General features: G+C 67.1%; 17 protein-coding genes and 3 pseudogenes. 8 read left to right on the top strand and 12 right to left on the bottom strand.

What is annotated here, in order from left to right; genetic code table 11:
- Window positions 1–4: 4 nt before the first annotated feature.
- Window positions 5–1183: a cytochrome P450 gene (locus tag GNX96_RS67250; RefSeq protein WP_279580690.1), complete on the top strand. Its 1179-nt coding sequence runs from the start codon at window positions 5–7 to the stop codon at window positions 1181–1183.
- 275 nt (window positions 1184–1458) lie between these two features.
- On the opposite strand, the pseudogene GNX96_RS17940 reads toward GNX96_RS67250, so the two are convergent.
- The 12 genes and pseudogenes from GNX96_RS17940 to GNX96_RS52745 all read right to left on the bottom strand — a co-directional run bounded on the left by GNX96_RS17940 (window position 1459) and on the right by GNX96_RS52745 (window position 10602).
- Window positions 1459–3608, bottom strand: a pseudogene (locus GNX96_RS17940) (heavy metal translocating P-type ATPase).
- A gap of 29 nt (window positions 3609–3637) precedes the next feature.
- Window positions 3638–3846: pseudogene (locus tag GNX96_RS17935) on the bottom strand (heavy-metal-associated domain-containing protein).
- 21 nt (window positions 3847–3867) lie between these two features.
- Window positions 3868–4152, bottom strand: a complete 285-nt coding sequence (locus GNX96_RS17930; RefSeq protein WP_163568985.1) for a metal-sensitive transcriptional regulator — start codon at window positions 4150–4152, stop codon at window positions 3868–3870.
- A gap of 116 nt (window positions 4153–4268) precedes the next feature.
- Window positions 4269–4574: a cytochrome c biogenesis protein CcsA gene (ccsA, locus tag GNX96_RS52765; RefSeq protein WP_279580689.1), complete on the bottom strand. Its 306-nt coding sequence runs from the start codon at window positions 4572–4574 to the stop codon at window positions 4269–4271.
- 180 nt (window positions 4575–4754) lie between these two features.
- A complete protein-coding gene (locus GNX96_RS52760) occupies window positions 4755–5273 on the bottom strand; it encodes a hypothetical protein (protein ID WP_279580688.1) in 519 nt (172 codons plus the stop codon).
- Entirely contained in the window at window positions 5263–6891 is a 1629-nt protein-coding gene (gene resB / locus GNX96_RS17920) for a cytochrome c biogenesis protein ResB (RefSeq protein ID WP_279580687.1), read from the bottom strand. The genes GNX96_RS52760 and resB overlap by 11 nt, the downstream gene beginning before the upstream one ends.
- Window positions 6888–7163 (bottom strand): hypothetical protein, encoded by a 276-nt coding sequence (locus GNX96_RS52755; protein WP_452124483.1) that lies wholly within the window; start codon window positions 7161–7163, stop codon window positions 6888–6890. The genes resB and GNX96_RS52755 overlap by 4 nt, the downstream gene beginning before the upstream one ends.
- Complete coding sequence (locus GNX96_RS67245) at window positions 7046–7693, bottom strand: cytochrome c biogenesis CcdA family protein (RefSeq protein ID WP_452124482.1); 648 nt, start codon at window positions 7691–7693, stop codon at window positions 7046–7048. The genes GNX96_RS52755 and GNX96_RS67245 overlap by 118 nt, the downstream gene beginning before the upstream one ends.
- On the bottom strand, window positions 7690–8262 hold the full coding sequence (locus tag GNX96_RS17910; protein WP_163568984.1) for a TlpA family protein disulfide reductase: 573 nt from the start codon (window positions 8260–8262) through the stop codon (window positions 7690–7692). The genes GNX96_RS67245 and GNX96_RS17910 overlap by 4 nt, the downstream gene beginning before the upstream one ends.
- Window positions 8262–8903 (bottom strand): histidine phosphatase family protein, encoded by a 642-nt coding sequence (locus GNX96_RS17905; protein ID WP_163568983.1) that lies wholly within the window; start codon window positions 8901–8903, stop codon window positions 8262–8264. The genes GNX96_RS17910 and GNX96_RS17905 overlap by 1 nt, the downstream gene beginning before the upstream one ends.
- Window positions 8900–10170, bottom strand: a pseudogene (gene hemL / locus GNX96_RS17900) (glutamate-1-semialdehyde 2,1-aminomutase). The gene GNX96_RS17905 and the pseudogene hemL overlap by 4 nt, the downstream one beginning before the upstream one ends.
- A gap of 204 nt (window positions 10171–10374) precedes the next feature.
- Complete coding sequence (locus tag GNX96_RS52745) at window positions 10375–10602, bottom strand: hypothetical protein (RefSeq protein ID WP_279580685.1); 228 nt, start codon at window positions 10600–10602, stop codon at window positions 10375–10377.
- An 81-nt stretch (window positions 10603–10683) separates the two neighbouring features.
- Between GNX96_RS52745 and GNX96_RS52740 the strand changes: the two genes are divergently transcribed.
- The 7 genes from GNX96_RS52740 to GNX96_RS17860 all read left to right on the top strand — a co-directional run bounded on the left by GNX96_RS52740 (window position 10684) and on the right by GNX96_RS17860 (window position 15124).
- Window positions 10684–10860: an RlpA-like double-psi beta-barrel domain-containing protein gene (locus GNX96_RS52740; RefSeq protein WP_279580684.1), complete on the top strand. Its 177-nt coding sequence runs from the start codon at window positions 10684–10686 to the stop codon at window positions 10858–10860.
- A gap of 4 nt (window positions 10861–10864) precedes the next feature.
- Window positions 10865–11437 (top strand): hypothetical protein, encoded by a 573-nt coding sequence (locus GNX96_RS17890; protein ID WP_163568982.1) that lies wholly within the window; start codon window positions 10865–10867, stop codon window positions 11435–11437.
- Between the two features lie 31 nt (window positions 11438–11468).
- A complete protein-coding gene (locus tag GNX96_RS17885) occupies window positions 11469–12311 on the top strand; it encodes a MauE/DoxX family redox-associated membrane protein (protein ID WP_163568981.1) in 843 nt (280 codons plus the stop codon).
- 345 nt (window positions 12312–12656) lie between these two features.
- Window positions 12657–13091, top strand: a complete 435-nt coding sequence (locus GNX96_RS17880; protein ID WP_163568980.1) for an RlpA-like double-psi beta-barrel domain-containing protein — start codon at window positions 12657–12659, stop codon at window positions 13089–13091.
- Between the two features lie 10 nt (window positions 13092–13101).
- The gene (locus GNX96_RS17875) at window positions 13102–13710 is read left to right on the top strand and encodes a cell wall protein (protein ID WP_163568979.1); all 609 of its coding nucleotides are present in this window, start codon (window positions 13102–13104) and stop codon (window positions 13708–13710) included.
- A 52-nt stretch (window positions 13711–13762) separates the two neighbouring features.
- On the top strand, window positions 13763–14548 hold the full coding sequence (locus GNX96_RS52735; RefSeq protein ID WP_279580683.1) for a MauE/DoxX family redox-associated membrane protein: 786 nt from the start codon (window positions 13763–13765) through the stop codon (window positions 14546–14548).
- Window positions 14549–14704: 156 nt separating this feature from the next.
- Window positions 14705–15124, top strand: coding sequence for an RlpA-like double-psi beta-barrel domain-containing protein (locus tag GNX96_RS17860; RefSeq protein WP_163568976.1), 420 nt, complete (start codon window positions 14705–14707; stop codon window positions 15122–15124).
- The last annotated feature ends 128 nt before the right edge of the window (window positions 15125–15252 follow it).

The raw sequence follows: 15252 nt of genomic DNA, 5'->3' as shown, positions 1-15252 counted from the left end.
TGTCATGTCGTTGTTGCCGTTAGAAGATGCCGAGTTCCTGCGCTCGCCGTACGAGGTGCTCGCCCAGCTCCGGGCGAAACATCCGCTCGCCTGGGACGAAACGCTCGGCAGGTGGCTGGCTTTCGATTACCAGACCTGCAATGCCGTGCTGCGTGACCGCGATTTGGCGCGGATCTGGAAAGACCGCGAGCCGTCCGCTGATTTTGGGCAGTTCAACCTGATCCACCGCAACGCGCTGCTGCTGGAAATGGAGCCGCCGGACCACACCCGGCTGCGCCGGCTGGTGTCAGTGGCTTTCACCCGCCGGCGTACCGAAGGACTGCGACCGCGGATCGCCACCCTCGCCGCCGCGCTGATTGACGGCCTGCGCGACGGGCCGGTCGATCTTATGAGCGCTTTCGCCGAGGAACTGCCCGTACAGGTGATTGGTGAGCTGCTCGGCATCCCGGCCACCGACTGGCCGTTGCTGCGGCCGTGGTCGAACGCGATCGTCAAAATGTACGAGCCGGCCATCATCGCCGAGCAGCGCGCGGCCGCCGAGACCGCGGCCGCCGAATTCGTCGGCTACCTGCGCGAACTGGTCGCGACTCGCCGGGTGACAGCCGGCGACGACCTGGTCAGCGCGCTCGTACGAGTGCGGGACACCGACGGCGACCGGCTCACCGAGGACGAACTGGTCACCACCTGCATCCTGCTGCTCAACGCCGGCCACGAAGCGAGCGTCAACGTGATCGGCAACGGCATGCTCGCGCGCGCTGTTGGAAAACCCCGCGCAATGGCATGCGCTGCAAGCGGACCCGTCGCTCGTACCAGCCGCCGTCGAGGAACTCATCCGCTTCGACTCACCTTTGCAGCTCTTCGAACGTACGGCCACCGCCGTCGTTTCCCTTCCCAGCGGCGAAATCCAGCCCGGCCAGCAGGTCGCCGCCCTGCTCGGCTCGGCCAATCGCGACCCGCTGGAATTCCCGCACCCGGACACCCCCTGAACCTCCGCCGCGACCCCGCCCACCTGGGCTTCGGCGCCGGCATCCACTTCTGCCTCGGCGCCCCGCTGGCCCGCGTCGAACTCCAGGAAGCCTTCGCCGCCCTGCTCCCGCTCCCCCTCACCCTCGCCGGCACAGCCACCTCCCGCCCCACCTTCGTCCAACACGGCCTAGCCACCCTGCCCGTCACCCTGACCTGACTCCGATGATTGAGTGCACAGGAGCCACTTGAGTCGCAGGGGAAACTGCCGATTCCGATAGGGTGCGGCGCGAAAAACTGTCTACCCCTCCGGCAGATTTGCCCCCACCCAGTGACGGGTGGGGGGCGGGTTCGAGGACCAATGTTCAACTAAAAATTAGAGTCCACCTCTCAACCCACCCCCCGCCCGTTCAAAGGGAGGGGGAAAGAAAAACAGACACGTACGACAATTTCGCGCCGTAAAGCGCCCTTGACACGCGCAAAACGTCGAAAGCGTTAGTGGAAGCGGAAGAGGCGGAGGGAGTTGGTGACGACGAAGAGGGAGGAGCAGGCCATCGCGGCGCCGGCGATCAGGGGGTTGAGTAGGCCGAACGCGGCGAGTGGGAGGGCCGCGATGTTGTACGCGAAGGCCCAGAAGAGGTTGACCTGAATGGTTCGCAGGGTACGGCGGGCGAGCCGGATGGCGTCGGCGGCGGAGCGGAGGTCGCCGCGTACGAGCGTCAGGTCGGCGGATTCGATCGCCACGTCCGTGCCGGTGCCCATCGCGAGGCCGAGGTCGGCGGTGGCCAGCGCGGCCGCGTCGTTGACGCCGTCACCGACCATCGCGACGACCGCGCCGGATTCCTGGAGTCTGCGTACGGCGTCGACCTTTCCGGCTGGGAGGACGCCGGCGATGACGTCCTTCCGAGCGATCCCGACCTCGGCTGCCACCGCGCTCGCGACGGCCGCGTTGTCACCGGTGAGCAGCATCGGGCGCAGGCCCAGCGCACGCAACCGGCGGATCGCTTCGGCGGAGCTGGGTTTGACCGTGTCCGCAACGGAAATCATCCCGGCGGCCACGCCGTCGAGCGCGACCATCGCGACCGTTTGACCGGATTTTTCGGCCGCCGCAACGGCTTCGGCGAGATCTTCTGGTACGACGACGGACTGCTCGGCGAGCAGTTGCGGGCGACCGACGAGCACGGCGTGGCCGTCGACCTTGCCGCTGGCGCCCAGGCCCGGCAGCGCCACGAAATCCGAAACTTCCGGCAGCTGTCCCGATTCCGAAGCACGCGCGGCGATAGCGGCCGCGATCGGATGCTCGGAAGCTGCCTCGACGGCACCGGCGAGCCGCAGGACTTCGCCGCGCACTTGCACGACAACCATTCGGCCGGTGGTGACGGTGCCGGTCTTGTCCAGCACGATGGTGTCCACTCGGCGGGTCGACTCCAGAACTTGCGGGCCCTTGATCAAAATCCCCAGCTGCGCGCCTCTTCCCGTGCCCACCAGCAGGGCCGTCGGGGTGGCGAGTCCGAGGGCGCACGGGCAGGCGATGATCAGCACGGCGACCGCGGCGGTCATGCCCGGCACCACGCCGTTTCCGGTGACCCACCATTCCAGCAAAGTGAACGCGGCAAGGCCGATGACGACCGGCACGAACACCCCGGAAATTCGGTCGGCGAGCCGCTGAACAGCCGCTTTTTTCCGTTCTGGGCCTCGGTGACGAGCTTGGCCATCTGCGCCAGCTGGGTGTCCGCACCGACCCTGCTGGCCCGTACGACCAGTCGCCCGCCAGCGTTCACCGTCGCGCCGACGACGGTGTCGCCGACGCTGACCTCGACCGGCACGCTCTCGCCGGTCAGCATGCTCGCGTCCACCGCTGAGCGCCCGTCCACCACGATGCCGTCGGTGGCGATCTTTTCACCGGGACGTACGACAAACTCGTCGCCGACGATCAGCGCATCGATGGACACCTGATGGTCACGGCCGGCTCGCCGGACGATCACGTTCTTGGCGCCGAGATCGAGCAGCGCCCGCAACGCCGATCCGGCCCGTCTTTTCGACCGGGCTTCGAAATAACGGCCGGCCAGCAGGAAAACCGTCACGCCGGCGGCGACTTCGAGATAGATCTCGTCGGCACCGCGCGTTTGCGAGGCCAGAAACTCAAACGACATCCGCATGCCGGGCTCGCCGGCCGTACCGAAGAAAAGCGCGTAGAGCGACCAAAAGTACGCGACGAGGGTGCCCATCGACACCAGCGTGTCCATGGTCGCGGCGCCGTGCCGCAGATTGACCGCGGCGGCTCGGTGAAATGGCCACGCGCCCCACCCGACGACCGGGGAAGCAAGTGTCAAGGCCAGCCACTGCCAGTTCGTGAACTGCAGCGCCGGCACCATCGACAGCACCACGACCGGGATGGTGAGGGCCAACGAGATCAGCAACCGCTGGCGCAGCGGCGAAGTCTCGTCTGGAGCGACCTTCTCCTGCTCCGCAGGAGGTTTGGCGTCATAGCCGGCGGCCTGCACCTGGCCGATCAGAACGTCGACCGTCACCGAAGGCGGGAATTCAACGTGCGCGGTTTCGGTGGCATAGTTGACCGTCGCCGACACGCCATCGAGTTTGTTGAGCTTTCGCTCGACTCTGTTCGCGCAGGACGCGCACGTCATCCCGCTGATGGCGAGCTCGACGCCGGCGTTCACGACTCGACCAGCTGATATCCAGCCTCGTCGACGGCGGCCCGGATCACCCTGTCCGGCAACGGATTCGCGGACTCCACCGTGACCTCGCCGGTGGGCAGGTCGACGCTTACCGCCTGGACGCTTCCAGGCCGCTGATTTCCTCGGTCACCGACCGGACGCAGTGCTCGCAGGTCATGCCGGACACCTGGTACGTGCTGGTGGTCATCTATGTTTCCTTTCGGAAATATCAGGAACGAACGAGCCGGGCGATCGCGTCGCTGGCCTCTTTGACTTTCTCGGCCGCGTCGGCGCCGCCGGACGCGACCGCGTCCTGCACGCAGTGACTGAGATGGTCATCGAGCAGCCCGAGCGCGACCGCTTGCAGGGCGCGAGTGGTGGCGGACACCTGGGTGAGGACGTCAATGCAGTACGTGTCCTCGTCCACCATCCGTTGCAGGCCGCGCACCTGCCCCTCGATGCGCTTCAACCTCGCCTGGATCTTCGCTTTGTCGTTCGTGTAGCCCGGAGTCATGCATTCACCGTACCCCTAGGGGGTAGGGGATTGCCAGCCCAGTCCGGCGGAAAATCCACAACGCCCCGTTGTCGGCGGCTGGCGCGGGCAACGGGGCGGTGCGGAGTAAGAATGCGTTACTGCAGGCCAGCGTACGAGTGCAGGCCGGAGATGACGAGGTTCACGCCGAACAGGTTCATCATCATGACGCCCCAGCCAACCATCGCGATCCAGGCCGCCTTCGGGCCCTTCCAGCCGGTGGTGGAGCGGGCGTGCAGGTACGCCGCGTAAACGACCCACGCGATGAACGACCAGGTCTCCTTCGGGTCCCAGCCCCAATAACGCGACCACGCAGCCTCGGCCCAGATCGCGCCGGCCATGATGGCGAAGGTCCAGATCGGGAAGGCGAAGGCGATCACCCGGAACGTGGTGCGCTCCAACACCTCCGCGGCCGCAGTCGCGTCGCGGGCCGAGGGTCAGCGGGAAGGACACCGCACGGCCGGCCAGGAACCGCTTGTCGTGATAGTAGCGAATCAAATACATCGCGCTGGCCACGAAACCGACCATGTAAATGCCGCTGGCCAGGGTCGCCGCGCTGACGTGGATCCACAGCCAGTACGAGTTCAGCGCCGGCACCAGCGGAACGACCGGCGTGTAGAGCACCGTGCCGGCCAGGCCCAGCAACAAAAAACGATCGGCAGCATCACGAAAGCGCCGATGTGCCGGATCGACCGCTGCCTGGTGAGGACGACGAGCCAGGCGACCATCGCGACGAAGCACACGGTGATCGCGTATTCGTACATGTTGCCCCACGGCACCCGGCCGGCGGCGATCGCGCGGGTGATCAGGGTGGCGACGTGGGTGGCGACGCCGACGATATTGAGCACCACGCCGATCTGGCCGGCGATCCGCGGCAGCGGGGAGGGCTCGGTCACCGCGCCACCGACCGGCGGCGAAACCGGCGCGTCCGCGACCGTCGCCCCACCCCCGACGGTGGCGAGCACTTTCGCCGACGACTTGCGACTGGCTCTCGCACCAAACGCGTATTCGACGCCGTACGCCAACATCGCGCCCGCGTAAAACAAAATCGTCGCGACCAGAAGATTGTCGGACAGGCTGGCCATCGCGGTCTCAGTCGGCATGCTCAGTTCCTTTCCCGCTCCCGCTGGAAACTGGGAGGGATGTGGTGATCTGTTCGAGCAGACGGTCGAACTCGCCGGCGAACTCGTCGGCATCGGTACGAGAAAGGCCACCGACGGCGACGACAGTGCGAGCACTGTCGTTGGAGTCCGGGGTCAACCGCACCCACAGCCGCCGGCGGCGGATGCGCAGCGAACACAGCAAACCCAGGACGATGCAGATCGCGGCCACCAGCACCACGTTCTGACCGGGGTTCTGGTCGACCCGGATGCCGGCCCATTCGCGGTAGCCGACGAAGGCCACCGTGCTGCCGTCGTCGAGCTTCCAACGATCGCCCGGCTGAAGGAAATGCGTGCCGACCAGCTTGAGTTTGCCGCGGTCGATCTGGTTTTGGTCCAGCGCGTACACCGATTTCGGGATGCCGGAGGACAAACCGGTGTCACCGCGGTACGCGGCGAGAGTCAGCCCAGGCGAGCGCGGCGCCGGGCTGAGCGAGGAGACCTTGGGCCCTTCGGTCGGGGTGGTCGGGGTGAAGACGCCCTGGAACGCGACCTCGACCCCGGACGTACGAGCGGCGCCTGGTTTCTGGTTGGCGTCCGCGAAAACCGCGATTCCGGACGAGGACAGGTTCTGGTCCTGCGGCAGGAACGGGCTCGGCGACGTGAAGGTCTGCCCGTATTTGTCGGTGTAGCTGATGATCGGCGAGTAACCGGTGTCCAGCAGGTAAATCCGGGCGCCCTGGAACCGCAGCGGGTCGTTGACCTCGATGGTGCTGTTCATGCTGGGCCCGCCGAGGCCGTCGTCGTACGTGACATCGGCGGCATATTTGGACGGCTCACCGCTGGGCAGGTAGTCGGCGTGGAACTTTCGCAGGTGTACGCAGAAAGGCGGCAGACTGGAGTCCGTCACGTCCCGGCCGAGCGTGTACTGGTCGTACTGCTGCAGCGAGTCGCAGAAGCCGTCGCCCTCGGTCAGCAGCACATTGGCGTTCCAACCCCACAACGCGCCGGATGCGACCCCGATCAACAGCACCAGCAACGAAAGATGGAAGACCAGGTTGCCGGTTTCGCGCAGATAGCCCTTTTCCGCGCTGACCTCGACGACCTCGCCCTTTTCCCGTACGACCGTGCGCCAGCGCCGACGCCTCAACACGCGACGCAGGTCGGCGGCCAGCTCGGCCGGTTTTCCGTCCGTCGCCGGAAGTTCGGCGTGGTGGCGCATCCGGTCGAGGAACTTCGGGGCCGCCGGCGGGGCCTGCTGGAGCGCCTTGGCGTGCAGCTTGATCCGCGGGTAGAGGCAGCCGATCAGCGAGATGAACAACAGCAGGTAGATCGCCGCGAACCAGGGCGAGCCGAAAACGTTGTACGCCCCGATTTTGTCCAGGATCGGACCCAAAACCGGGTGGTCCGACAGGTACGACTGGACCTTCTCCGGGTTCAGGTCCTGTTGCGGCAGCAGCGATCCAGGCACCGCGGCCAACGCCAGCAGGAAAAGCAGCACCAGCGCGGTCCGCATGCTGGTCAGCTGCCGCCACCAGCGCACCACGATCGCCTTGCCGCGCGGGTTCTTCGGCGCCGGTTCGACCGGCGCCGGAGCGGTGGAAAGAGTGTCGAGACTCAAATCGGGATCTCCCCTGGAGGAAGCCAACTCCGCAGCCAGATGACGACCGGATCCCAGCCGCCCAAAAGCAGCAAAAGGCCAACGACCAGCAACATCGCGCCGCCGATCCGGGTCACCCACACGCTGTGCCGGCGGACGAAGGCGAGCGCGCCGATCAGCCGGCGGAATCCGAGGCCGAACAGCACGAACGGGATGCCGAGACCGAGGCCGTACGCGGCGGCCAACACCGCCCCGCGGGCGACCGATCCGGAGGTGGCCGCAAGGCCGAGCACCGCGGCCAGCGTCGGGCCGGTGCAGGGCAGCCAGCCGAGCGCGAACACCGCGCCCAGCACCGGCGCGCCGACCAGGCCCGAAGCCGGCAGCAGCGCATCCGTACGGTCCGGTCCAGCCCAGGGATCACGCCCAGGAACGCAAGACCCATCACCACGATCAGCGCGCCGACCACCCGCTGCACGATCGGCGCGTAGTCCAACAGCACAATGCCCAGCCCGCCAGCGGCCCGCGACAGGATGGTGAAGACGGCGGTGAATCCGACCACGAAAAGGCCGCTGCCCAGCAGCACCCTGCCCCGCACTCTGGTGGCGTTTGCGGTGCGTACGACCGTGCGGCCAGTCGGGTCGATGCCGGTGGCCGCGTCCAGGTCAGCGCCGGCGAGGCCGGTCACATACGAGACATATCCCGGCACCAGCGGCAGAACACACGGCGACAGGAAGGACAGCAGGCCCGCGGACGCCGCCAGCGCGCGCGCGCCGCCAGCAGTGGCCCGCTCGTCACTGTCGCCGCCGCGTTCACGGTTTCTCACCGGCCAGGGACAGCACGACGGGCTCCAGGTCGGTGGCCAGAACGGCATCCCGGAACAGGGCCGCGACCCGGCCAGAGCGGTCCAACACGATGGTGGACGGGATCGTGGTGGGCGGCGTTTTCCGGGAATTTCACGCCGATCCGGCCCTCCGGGTCGAACAGGCTCGGATACGTGATCCCGTTCGTACGCTCGAAGGCCAGCGCCCGGTCCTGGGTGTCGCGGATGTTCACCCCGACGAACTCGACACCTTTGGCTTTGGTGGCCAGATAAGCCTGCTGCAGGTCGGCGGACTCGGCGCGGCAAGGCGCACACCACTGGCCCCAGAAGTTGATCACCACGACTTTGCCGCGCAGCGCCGAAAGTGCGAAGGACGCCCCGGTCAGGGTGGTGCCGGTGATCTCCGGCGCGGCGACCCGCTGGCCGATCGCCCACTGCTGTTTTCCGGTCCCGGTGGGCACATATCCGCGTTCTCCGCCGGCGCTCTGGTTGACCGCGTCGTTGCCGACCGCGCAGCCCGATGCCAGCAATGTGGTCGCGAGGGTCAGCCCGAAAAGCGTGCGGCGCCGCATCAGGCGCCCTTGGCGGCCGGGTCGGTGCGGCCAAGGAGCGCGGCGGCCGGCTCGGTGTAGTCGATGCCGGCGAGGGTGGCCCCGTCGAACCGGAACGAGGTCAGGCTGGCGAGGCTGCACTGTCGCTTGCGGGGGTCGTGCCAGAGCCGCTCGCCTTCCGCGTAGCGGCGCGCCATCCAGATCGGCATCTGGTGGCTGACCAGCACGACTTCGTGGCCTTCGGCGATCAGCCGGGCGTCCTGCACGGCGGCCATCATGCGGGCCGCGACCTCGCGATACGGCTCGCCCCACGAGGGCGTGAACGGGTTGCGCAGGCGATACCAGTAGCGCGGGTTGGCGAACGCGCCGTCGCCCGGGCCGGTGGCCAGGCCCTCGAACTGGTTCGCCGACTCGATCAGGCGGTCGTCCGTACGCACCTCAAGCTCGAACCGGGAGGCCAGCGGCAACGCGGTCTGCTGCGCGCGCTCCAGCGGGCTCGCGATCACCGCGGTGATGTCGTGCCCGGCCAGCGACTTCGCCACCACCTCGGCCATCTGCTCGCCGAGCCCCGACAACCGGTAGCCCGGCAGCCGGCCGTACAGGATCTTGGCGGGGTTGTAGACCTCGCCATGGCGCATCAGGTGGACGGTCGTCTGCGTCATGCGGCAGCCCCAGCGGCGACCGCGGCGGCCGGGAGGGCGGCCTCGATCAGCTCCAGCTCGGTGCCGCCGAGCGCGGTCGAGACGAACCAGCACTCGTACGCGCTCGGTGGCAGATAGACGCCCGATGCCAGCATCGAATGGAAAAACGCCTTGTACGCGGCGGTGTTGGTTTCCCGCGCGGTGTCATAGTCCCGTACGTCCGTGTCGGTGAAGAAGACGCCGAACATGTTGCCAGCGGTGGAAATTCGGTACGCCACGCCGGCGGCCGACAAGGCTTTCGTGACCAGGTCTTGCAAAATCGCGGACGTACGGTCGAGCTGCGCATAGACCGCGTCCGTACACTCTCTCGCAGGGTGGCCAAGCCCGCCGCGGTGGCCAGCGGGTTCCCGGACAGCGTGCCGGCCTGGTAGACCGGGCCGGCCGGCGCCAGCGACGCCATCACGTCCGCACGGCCGCCGAAGGCCGCCGCCGGCAGTCCGCCGCCCATGACCTTCGCGTACGTGACGAGGTCCGGGACGACTGGGTCGAGGCCGTACCAACCGGACCGGGAGACCCGGAAGCCGGTCATCACCTCGTCCATGATCAACAGCGCGCCGTGTTTGGTGGTCAGCTCGCGGAGCTTGGCGTTGAAGCCGTCGCGCGGCGCCACCACCCCCCCCATGTTGCCGGCAGCCGCTTCCGTGATCACGGCCGCGATCTGGTCCCCCAGCTCGGCGAAGGTCTTCTCCACCGCGGCGATGTCGTTGTACGGCAGCACGATCGTCTCGCCGGTCTGCGCGCCGGTCACACCGGGCGTGTCCGGCAGCGCCAGCGTCGCGACCCCGGAGCCAGCCGCGGCGAGCAGCGCGTCGACGTGTCCGTGGTAGCAGCCGGCGAATTTGACTAGCAGCCGCCGCCCGGTCACCCCGCGGGCGAGGCGCACCGCGCTCATCGTCGCCTCGGTGCCGGAATTGACGAGTCTGACCTGCTCAGTGGGCGTACGGGCGACGATTTCCTCGGCCAGCAACACCTCGGCCTCGGTGGGCGCGCCGAAGGATGTGCCACTCAAAGCGGCCTCCCTGACGGCCTCGACGACCGCCGGGTGCGCGTGTCCGAGCACCATCGGGCCCCACGAACAGACCAGGTCGACATAACGCCGGCCGTCAGCGTCTGTCAGGTACGCACCGGCCGCCGACGAGATGAACCTCGGCGTGCCGCCGACCGCCTGGAACGCCCGAACCGGCGAGTTCACCCCGCCCGGGATGACGGCCTCGGCCCGGTCGAACAGGCGTCGAGAAACCGGCGCCTCATAGTCGTACGGAAGCGGCGGTGTTGGGCGATCAGAGCCGGCTGGAACGTCTGCCACGACCTCTATTCTCGCAAGTCGCTCCGGCCGGCTCGGCCGGGGGTTCGACAAGTTGTCGAAGTTGATCCGCCAGTCACTTCCTGTGAGAACGATTAAGACTTATGCCTGATACATCCGTTCCGCGTGTTATCGGCGATTAGTGATGGTTCGTTCGCCTAGCGTGCCTACGGACGAGAGGAGAGTGCCCATGTCCTGCGGCACCACACACGAATGGTCCGGTGAAGCGTCCTGGTTCTGCTGCGGCGCGTCCTGGGGGCCGTGCTCTGCGGCCGGCAAGGGCGCCTGCCAGACCTGTACGTCCAGCGCCCTGCAGTGCGCGTGGCCGAACGCGTCCAAGGCGTGTTTCGAGATCACCCGGCCGGACCTGTGCCACGAAACCCTGCAACCGCACAGCTGCGGCGACTCGCTGTGGGTCCGGCACTGGTGCAGCGGAGTGTGCGTGCCGGTGAAAGTGGCGGACTGCGGGCCGCGTACGAAGAGTTTCTCTGTGGCGGCCAGACATGTTGCGAAGGCCAGTGCCGGTCGAACCGGGTAGTTGACCTGACCGCGGCGGCCTTCAGCCGGATCGCGAACCTGAACAGCGGCCTGGTGCCGGTCGAGATCCGGGCCTGACGCGATGAGTTCAGTGGATCGACGGACTTTCCTCACCGGCGCGGTGCTGGGCAGCGCGGCCATCGTCGGCGCCACCACCTTTGGCGGCACCGACCCGGCCGCCGCTTTTCGGCGCGACACCTCGGAAATCGCCGCCGGCGCCATCGACCCGGGTTTCGCCGAGGGCCGGGTGACGTCTAACCGCAACGGCGTTCTGGGCGTACGCGGATCGGACCAGATCCTGCACCGGATCCTGGTCACCAGCGCCACCAGTTTATGGAAAATGGACCCGATCCCGGTCAGCCAGGTGGCGGTCGGCGACGGACTTTACGCGCGCGGAGCCCGATTACCCGACGGCACGCTCGCGGCCGACGCGGTCTGGGTCAATCTGGTCAACGTGGACGCCGATATATCGCCGCGATCAGCACGGCCAGGGTGGATCTCAGCCACAACGGCCACCGGATCGTCGCGCATGTCGTCAAGGGAAAGACCGCTGTCACCTACCGAAGCGAGCCGGCCAGCGGCGACCTGTCCAAACTCCGGGTCGGCCATCACGTACGAGTGCTCGGGCTGTGGCATCCGGACACCAACGAAATGAGCATTTCCACCCTGCACAGCATGGCCACCTCATGACGTTTTTCGTTTTACTGGCGTCCATTCAGCCGGTGGTGGTGGGCGCCATGCTGGCCTGGGCCGGCGCCTACAAACTAGCTGGCCGTACGGTCGGGGTAGCGGCCAGCCGGTCCGCGCTCCCCCGGCTGCTCGGCTCGCACCGGCGAGCGCTCGCGGCTTACCGCCTGACCGGACTGATCGAGCTGGTCGTCGCGCTGGTTTTGTTCGGTGGCGGGAAAACCCCGTCAACGGTCATCGTCGGACTGGGATTTCTTTGCTATTTGGCGTACGCGAAGATGGTCGTCGTTCCGCAGAGTTCATGTGGTTGTACGAGCGCGTCCACATCGCCGGTGGGCTGGCGAAGTTTTGGCCGCGCCGCGATCGTCGCGGTCGGCGGGGTGCTCGCGATGCTGCCGATCGCCGTACCGTGGTGGAAGGGTTTTGGTGCGGACCCGATCTGCGCGATGTTCCTTGCCACCGCCGAAAGTTTGCTGGTGCTCGGGCTTTCACCGGACTTCGACCGGCGCTGGCTGCGACCGGCCCGGGCGCTGCGGCTCAAATACGGCCGGCACCCGCTTGTCGATGTGCCGGACACCGTGCCCGTCGCGGCCACCGCGTACAACGTTGAACGCAGCGAGGCTTTTACTCCGGTGGCGCACCTGATCTCGTCCGGGCTACAGGACAGCTGGGACGCCGAAGGCTGGCGAATTCTGACGTACGCCGGCCGGCTCGACGATCGCGAAGTGACGATTGTCTTCGCCGTCGGGATGACGACCGACACGGTGGGTATTCGCGTCAGCGTGGTGGAAGAACAGACCGGACAAATCATTCCAGTCGAGGCATTTCAGCCCGCCGGTTGAGATTCGGATATAGCTGAAACATCCGGATGTTCCTCCCGGTCTGACGGAAAAGTCTGGATCGTTTATCCCGCCTTAGCGGGTTTCTCTTGTTATTTGTTGACAGACTTCGCGAATGCGTTGACGATATCCGCTAGCGACGACTCGTCTTCAGCACGAGAAGGTGATGCGCCATAAGCAACCTCAACGAATCGCACAGTTAAGCGGTCATTCCGCTTTCTTTTACCAGCAGCCGATTTTTGGGTCCCTGCTGGGCATCCTTTGTGGACAGTCGCGTACGCCTTTGGCGTGCGGTCATGTTGCCATACGGGCGTCTTGAGGGAGACGTGCGAGGGAAGGAGACTCACTATGGCTTGCGGTACGGTCAACGAAGCGCGGGGAGAGGCGTCGTGGTTCTGCTGCGGCGCCGGTTGGGGCCCCTGCGGCGGCGCCGGTGGCGGCGCCTGCGGAAACTGTAATTCCGGCTCACATCAGTGCGCCTGGCCGAACGCCTCATCGGCGTGTTTCAACATCACCCGACCGGATCTGTGCGGCGAGAACCTGGCCCGCAAGGGCTGCGGGACCGGCATTTATGTCGCGCACTGGTGCTCGGGCGCCTGCGTGTTCGTGACGGTCGCCGACTGTGGCCCGAACACCCACCAGTTCTGCAACGAGGCGTCTTGCTGCACCTTGAACGGCCAGCGGCTCTGCGTCACCAACCGCGACATCGACCTGACGCCGTCCGCCTACAGCCTGATCGCCAGCCTGAGCACCGGCCTGACGCCGGTCGCCATCGGACATTGAGGAGAGCGTCATGAGTGTCGACAGAAGGCGTTTTCTGTCCGGTACGGTGCTCGGCGGCGCGGCCGCGGTCGTCACCGCGACCGCGTTCGGGGCCGCGGATCCAGCGGCCGCGTTCGAGCGCGACATGCCCGCGCTCGCGCCCGGCGCGGTCGACCCGAACTTCATCGACGGCCGGGTCATGTCCGTCAGCAAGAACGCGCTCGGCGTACGCGGCTCCGACCAGGTGCTGCACCGCATCATCGTCACCGGCGGCACCAGCCTGTGGAAGATGGAGGCGGTCGGGATGGACCAGGTCCTGGTTGGCGACGGGCTCTACGCCCGCGGCGCGCGGCTGCCTGACGGCACCCTCGCGGCCGACGCAATCTGGGTCAACATCGTCAACCTGGACGCGCACATCACCTCGATCAGCGCCTCCCGGATGGAGTTGAACCACAACGGAAAGAAGATCGTCGCGCACGTCGTCAAGGGAAAGAGTGCCGCCACCTATCGCGGTCAGGCCGCCACCGGCGACCTGTCCGGGCTACGGGTCGGGCACGCCGTGAAGGTGATCGGCGTCTGGATCCCGGACACCAACGAAGTGAACGTGTCGACGGTGCACAGCATGGCACCGGCGGCCTGACGATCGGGGGGGGGATCCGTGGTGAGCGTTATCGCATCCATGGCAGCCGCTGGTGATCGCGGCGATGCTGGCGTGGGCCGGCACGTACAAGTTGCTCGGTCGTACGGTCGGCGTGGCCGCCAGCCGGTCCGCGCTGCCCAAACTGCTCGGCTCGGACCAGCGGGCCGTGGTCGGCTACCGGGTCACCGGCGCGGTCGAGCTGACGGTCGCGGTTCTGCTGCTGGTCGCTGGCAGTACGCCGGTGCCGGCGGTGCCGGCGGTGGCCGCGACCGCGGTCGGGGTGAGTTTCCTGGCATACCTGGGATACGCCAAGGTCGCGGTGCCCAAGAGTTCGTGCGGCTGCACCAGCTCGCGGGCCGAGCCGATCAGCTGGCGCGGCTTCAGCCGGGCCGCCATCGTGGCCGTTGGCGGCCTGGTGGCGACGATCGCGGCGATCACGTCGACCGGCTCGCCCTGGTGGTCGGCGCTGGCTTCCCAGCCACTGCCGGCCGTACTGGTGGTGGCCGCCGAAGTGGTGCTGGTCCTGTCGCTGTCCCCCGGACTTCGACCGGACCTGGATCATGCCGCTGCGCATCTGGCGGATGAAGTACGGCCGGCATCCGCTGGCCGGCGTCCCGGACACCCTGCCGATCACGGCGACCTCGTACAACCTGGAGCGCAGCGAGGCGTTCACCGCGGTCTCCCATGTCGTACGTTCCGGCCTGCTGGAGAGCTGGGACGAGGACGGGTGGCGGGTGCTGACGTACGGCGGCCGGATCGGCAAACGCCCAGTCACCGTGGTGTTCGCGGTCGGGCTCGACTCAGCCACGGTGGGCATCCGGTCGAGCATCGTGGATGAGGCCACCGGCGAAATCCTGCCGGTGCCGGCGCCGCCGCACCCCGCTCGTACCGTCCTGCCGGTGGTCGCCACCGCCTGACTCGCACCGGTGTGGACCAGCGCCGCTCCGCACCGGCTCTCCCTCCACTGTGGACGTGTTACGAAAGGGGATCCGCCATGGGATGCGGTACGAATCAGTGGTCCGGCGAGGCGTCGTGGTTCTGCTGCGGCGCCGGGTGGGGTCCCTGCGGGGACGCCGGCGGCGGAGCCTGCGGGAACTGCAACTCCGGCTCCTACCAATGCGCTTGGCCGTACGCGTCAGATTCCTGCTTCAACATCACCCGCCCCGACATCTGCGGTGAGAGTCTGCCGTACAAACCGTGTGGCAGCACCATTTTTGTCACGCACTGGTGTTCGGGCGCGTGTGTCACGGTCTCGGTCGCCGACTGCGGTCCGAACACTCAGATGTTCTGCGGTGAGGCGGTGTGCTGCAACGGAACCTGTCGCACCAACCGCGACTGCGACCTGACTCCAGCCGCGTACAGCGTGATCGCCAGCCTGGACACCGGCCTCACCCCGGTGATGTTCGGCTACTAACCTCCGCGAATGTAACGAAACGGCTCGGTTTGTACGTTGTTTCGTTACATTCGCGAGCGCGCAACGCGTTTCGGCGGTGGTGGTGATTCGTACGAAACCGGCTGGTTGTCGGGGTGATCCACGACACT

This window comes from Fodinicola feengrottensis (assembly GCF_010993775.1).
Taxonomy (GTDB): Bacteria; Actinomycetota; Actinomycetes; order Mycobacteriales; family HKI-0501; genus Fodinicola; species Fodinicola feengrottensis.
This window is presented reverse-complemented; position numbering and strand designations above follow the sequence as displayed.

Coding starts and splice junctions, on each gene's coding strand:
- GNX96_RS17890 (WP_163568982.1), top strand. CDS start 10,865: ATGAGTTCAGTGGATCGACGGACTTTCCTCACCGGCGCGGTGCTGGGC.
- GNX96_RS17885 (WP_163568981.1), top strand. CDS start 11,469: ATGACGTTTTTCGTTTTACTGGCGTCCATTCAGCCGGTGGTGGTGGGC.
- GNX96_RS17905 (WP_163568983.1), bottom strand. CDS start 8,903: ATGACGCAGACGACCGTCCACCTGATGCGCCATGGCGAGGTCTACAAC.
- GNX96_RS17880 (WP_163568980.1), top strand. CDS start 12,657: ATGGCTTGCGGTACGGTCAACGAAGCGCGGGGAGAGGCGTCGTGGTTC.
- GNX96_RS17875 (WP_163568979.1), top strand. CDS start 13,102: ATGAGTGTCGACAGAAGGCGTTTTCTGTCCGGTACGGTGCTCGGCGGC.
- GNX96_RS17910 (WP_163568984.1), bottom strand. CDS start 8,262: ATGCGGCGCCGCACGCTTTTCGGGCTGACCCTCGCGACCACATTGCTG.
- GNX96_RS52760 (WP_279580688.1), bottom strand. CDS start 5,273: ATGCCGACTGAGACCGCGATGGCCAGCCTGTCCGACAATCTTCTGGTC.
- GNX96_RS67250 (WP_279580690.1), top strand. CDS start 5: ATGTCGTTGTTGCCGTTAGAAGATGCCGAGTTCCTGCGCTCGCCGTAC.
- GNX96_RS17930 (WP_163568985.1), bottom strand. CDS start 4,152: ATGACTCCGGGCTACACGAACGACAAAGCGAAGATCCAGGCGAGGTTG.
- GNX96_RS17860 (WP_163568976.1), top strand. CDS start 14,705: ATGGGATGCGGTACGAATCAGTGGTCCGGCGAGGCGTCGTGGTTCTGC.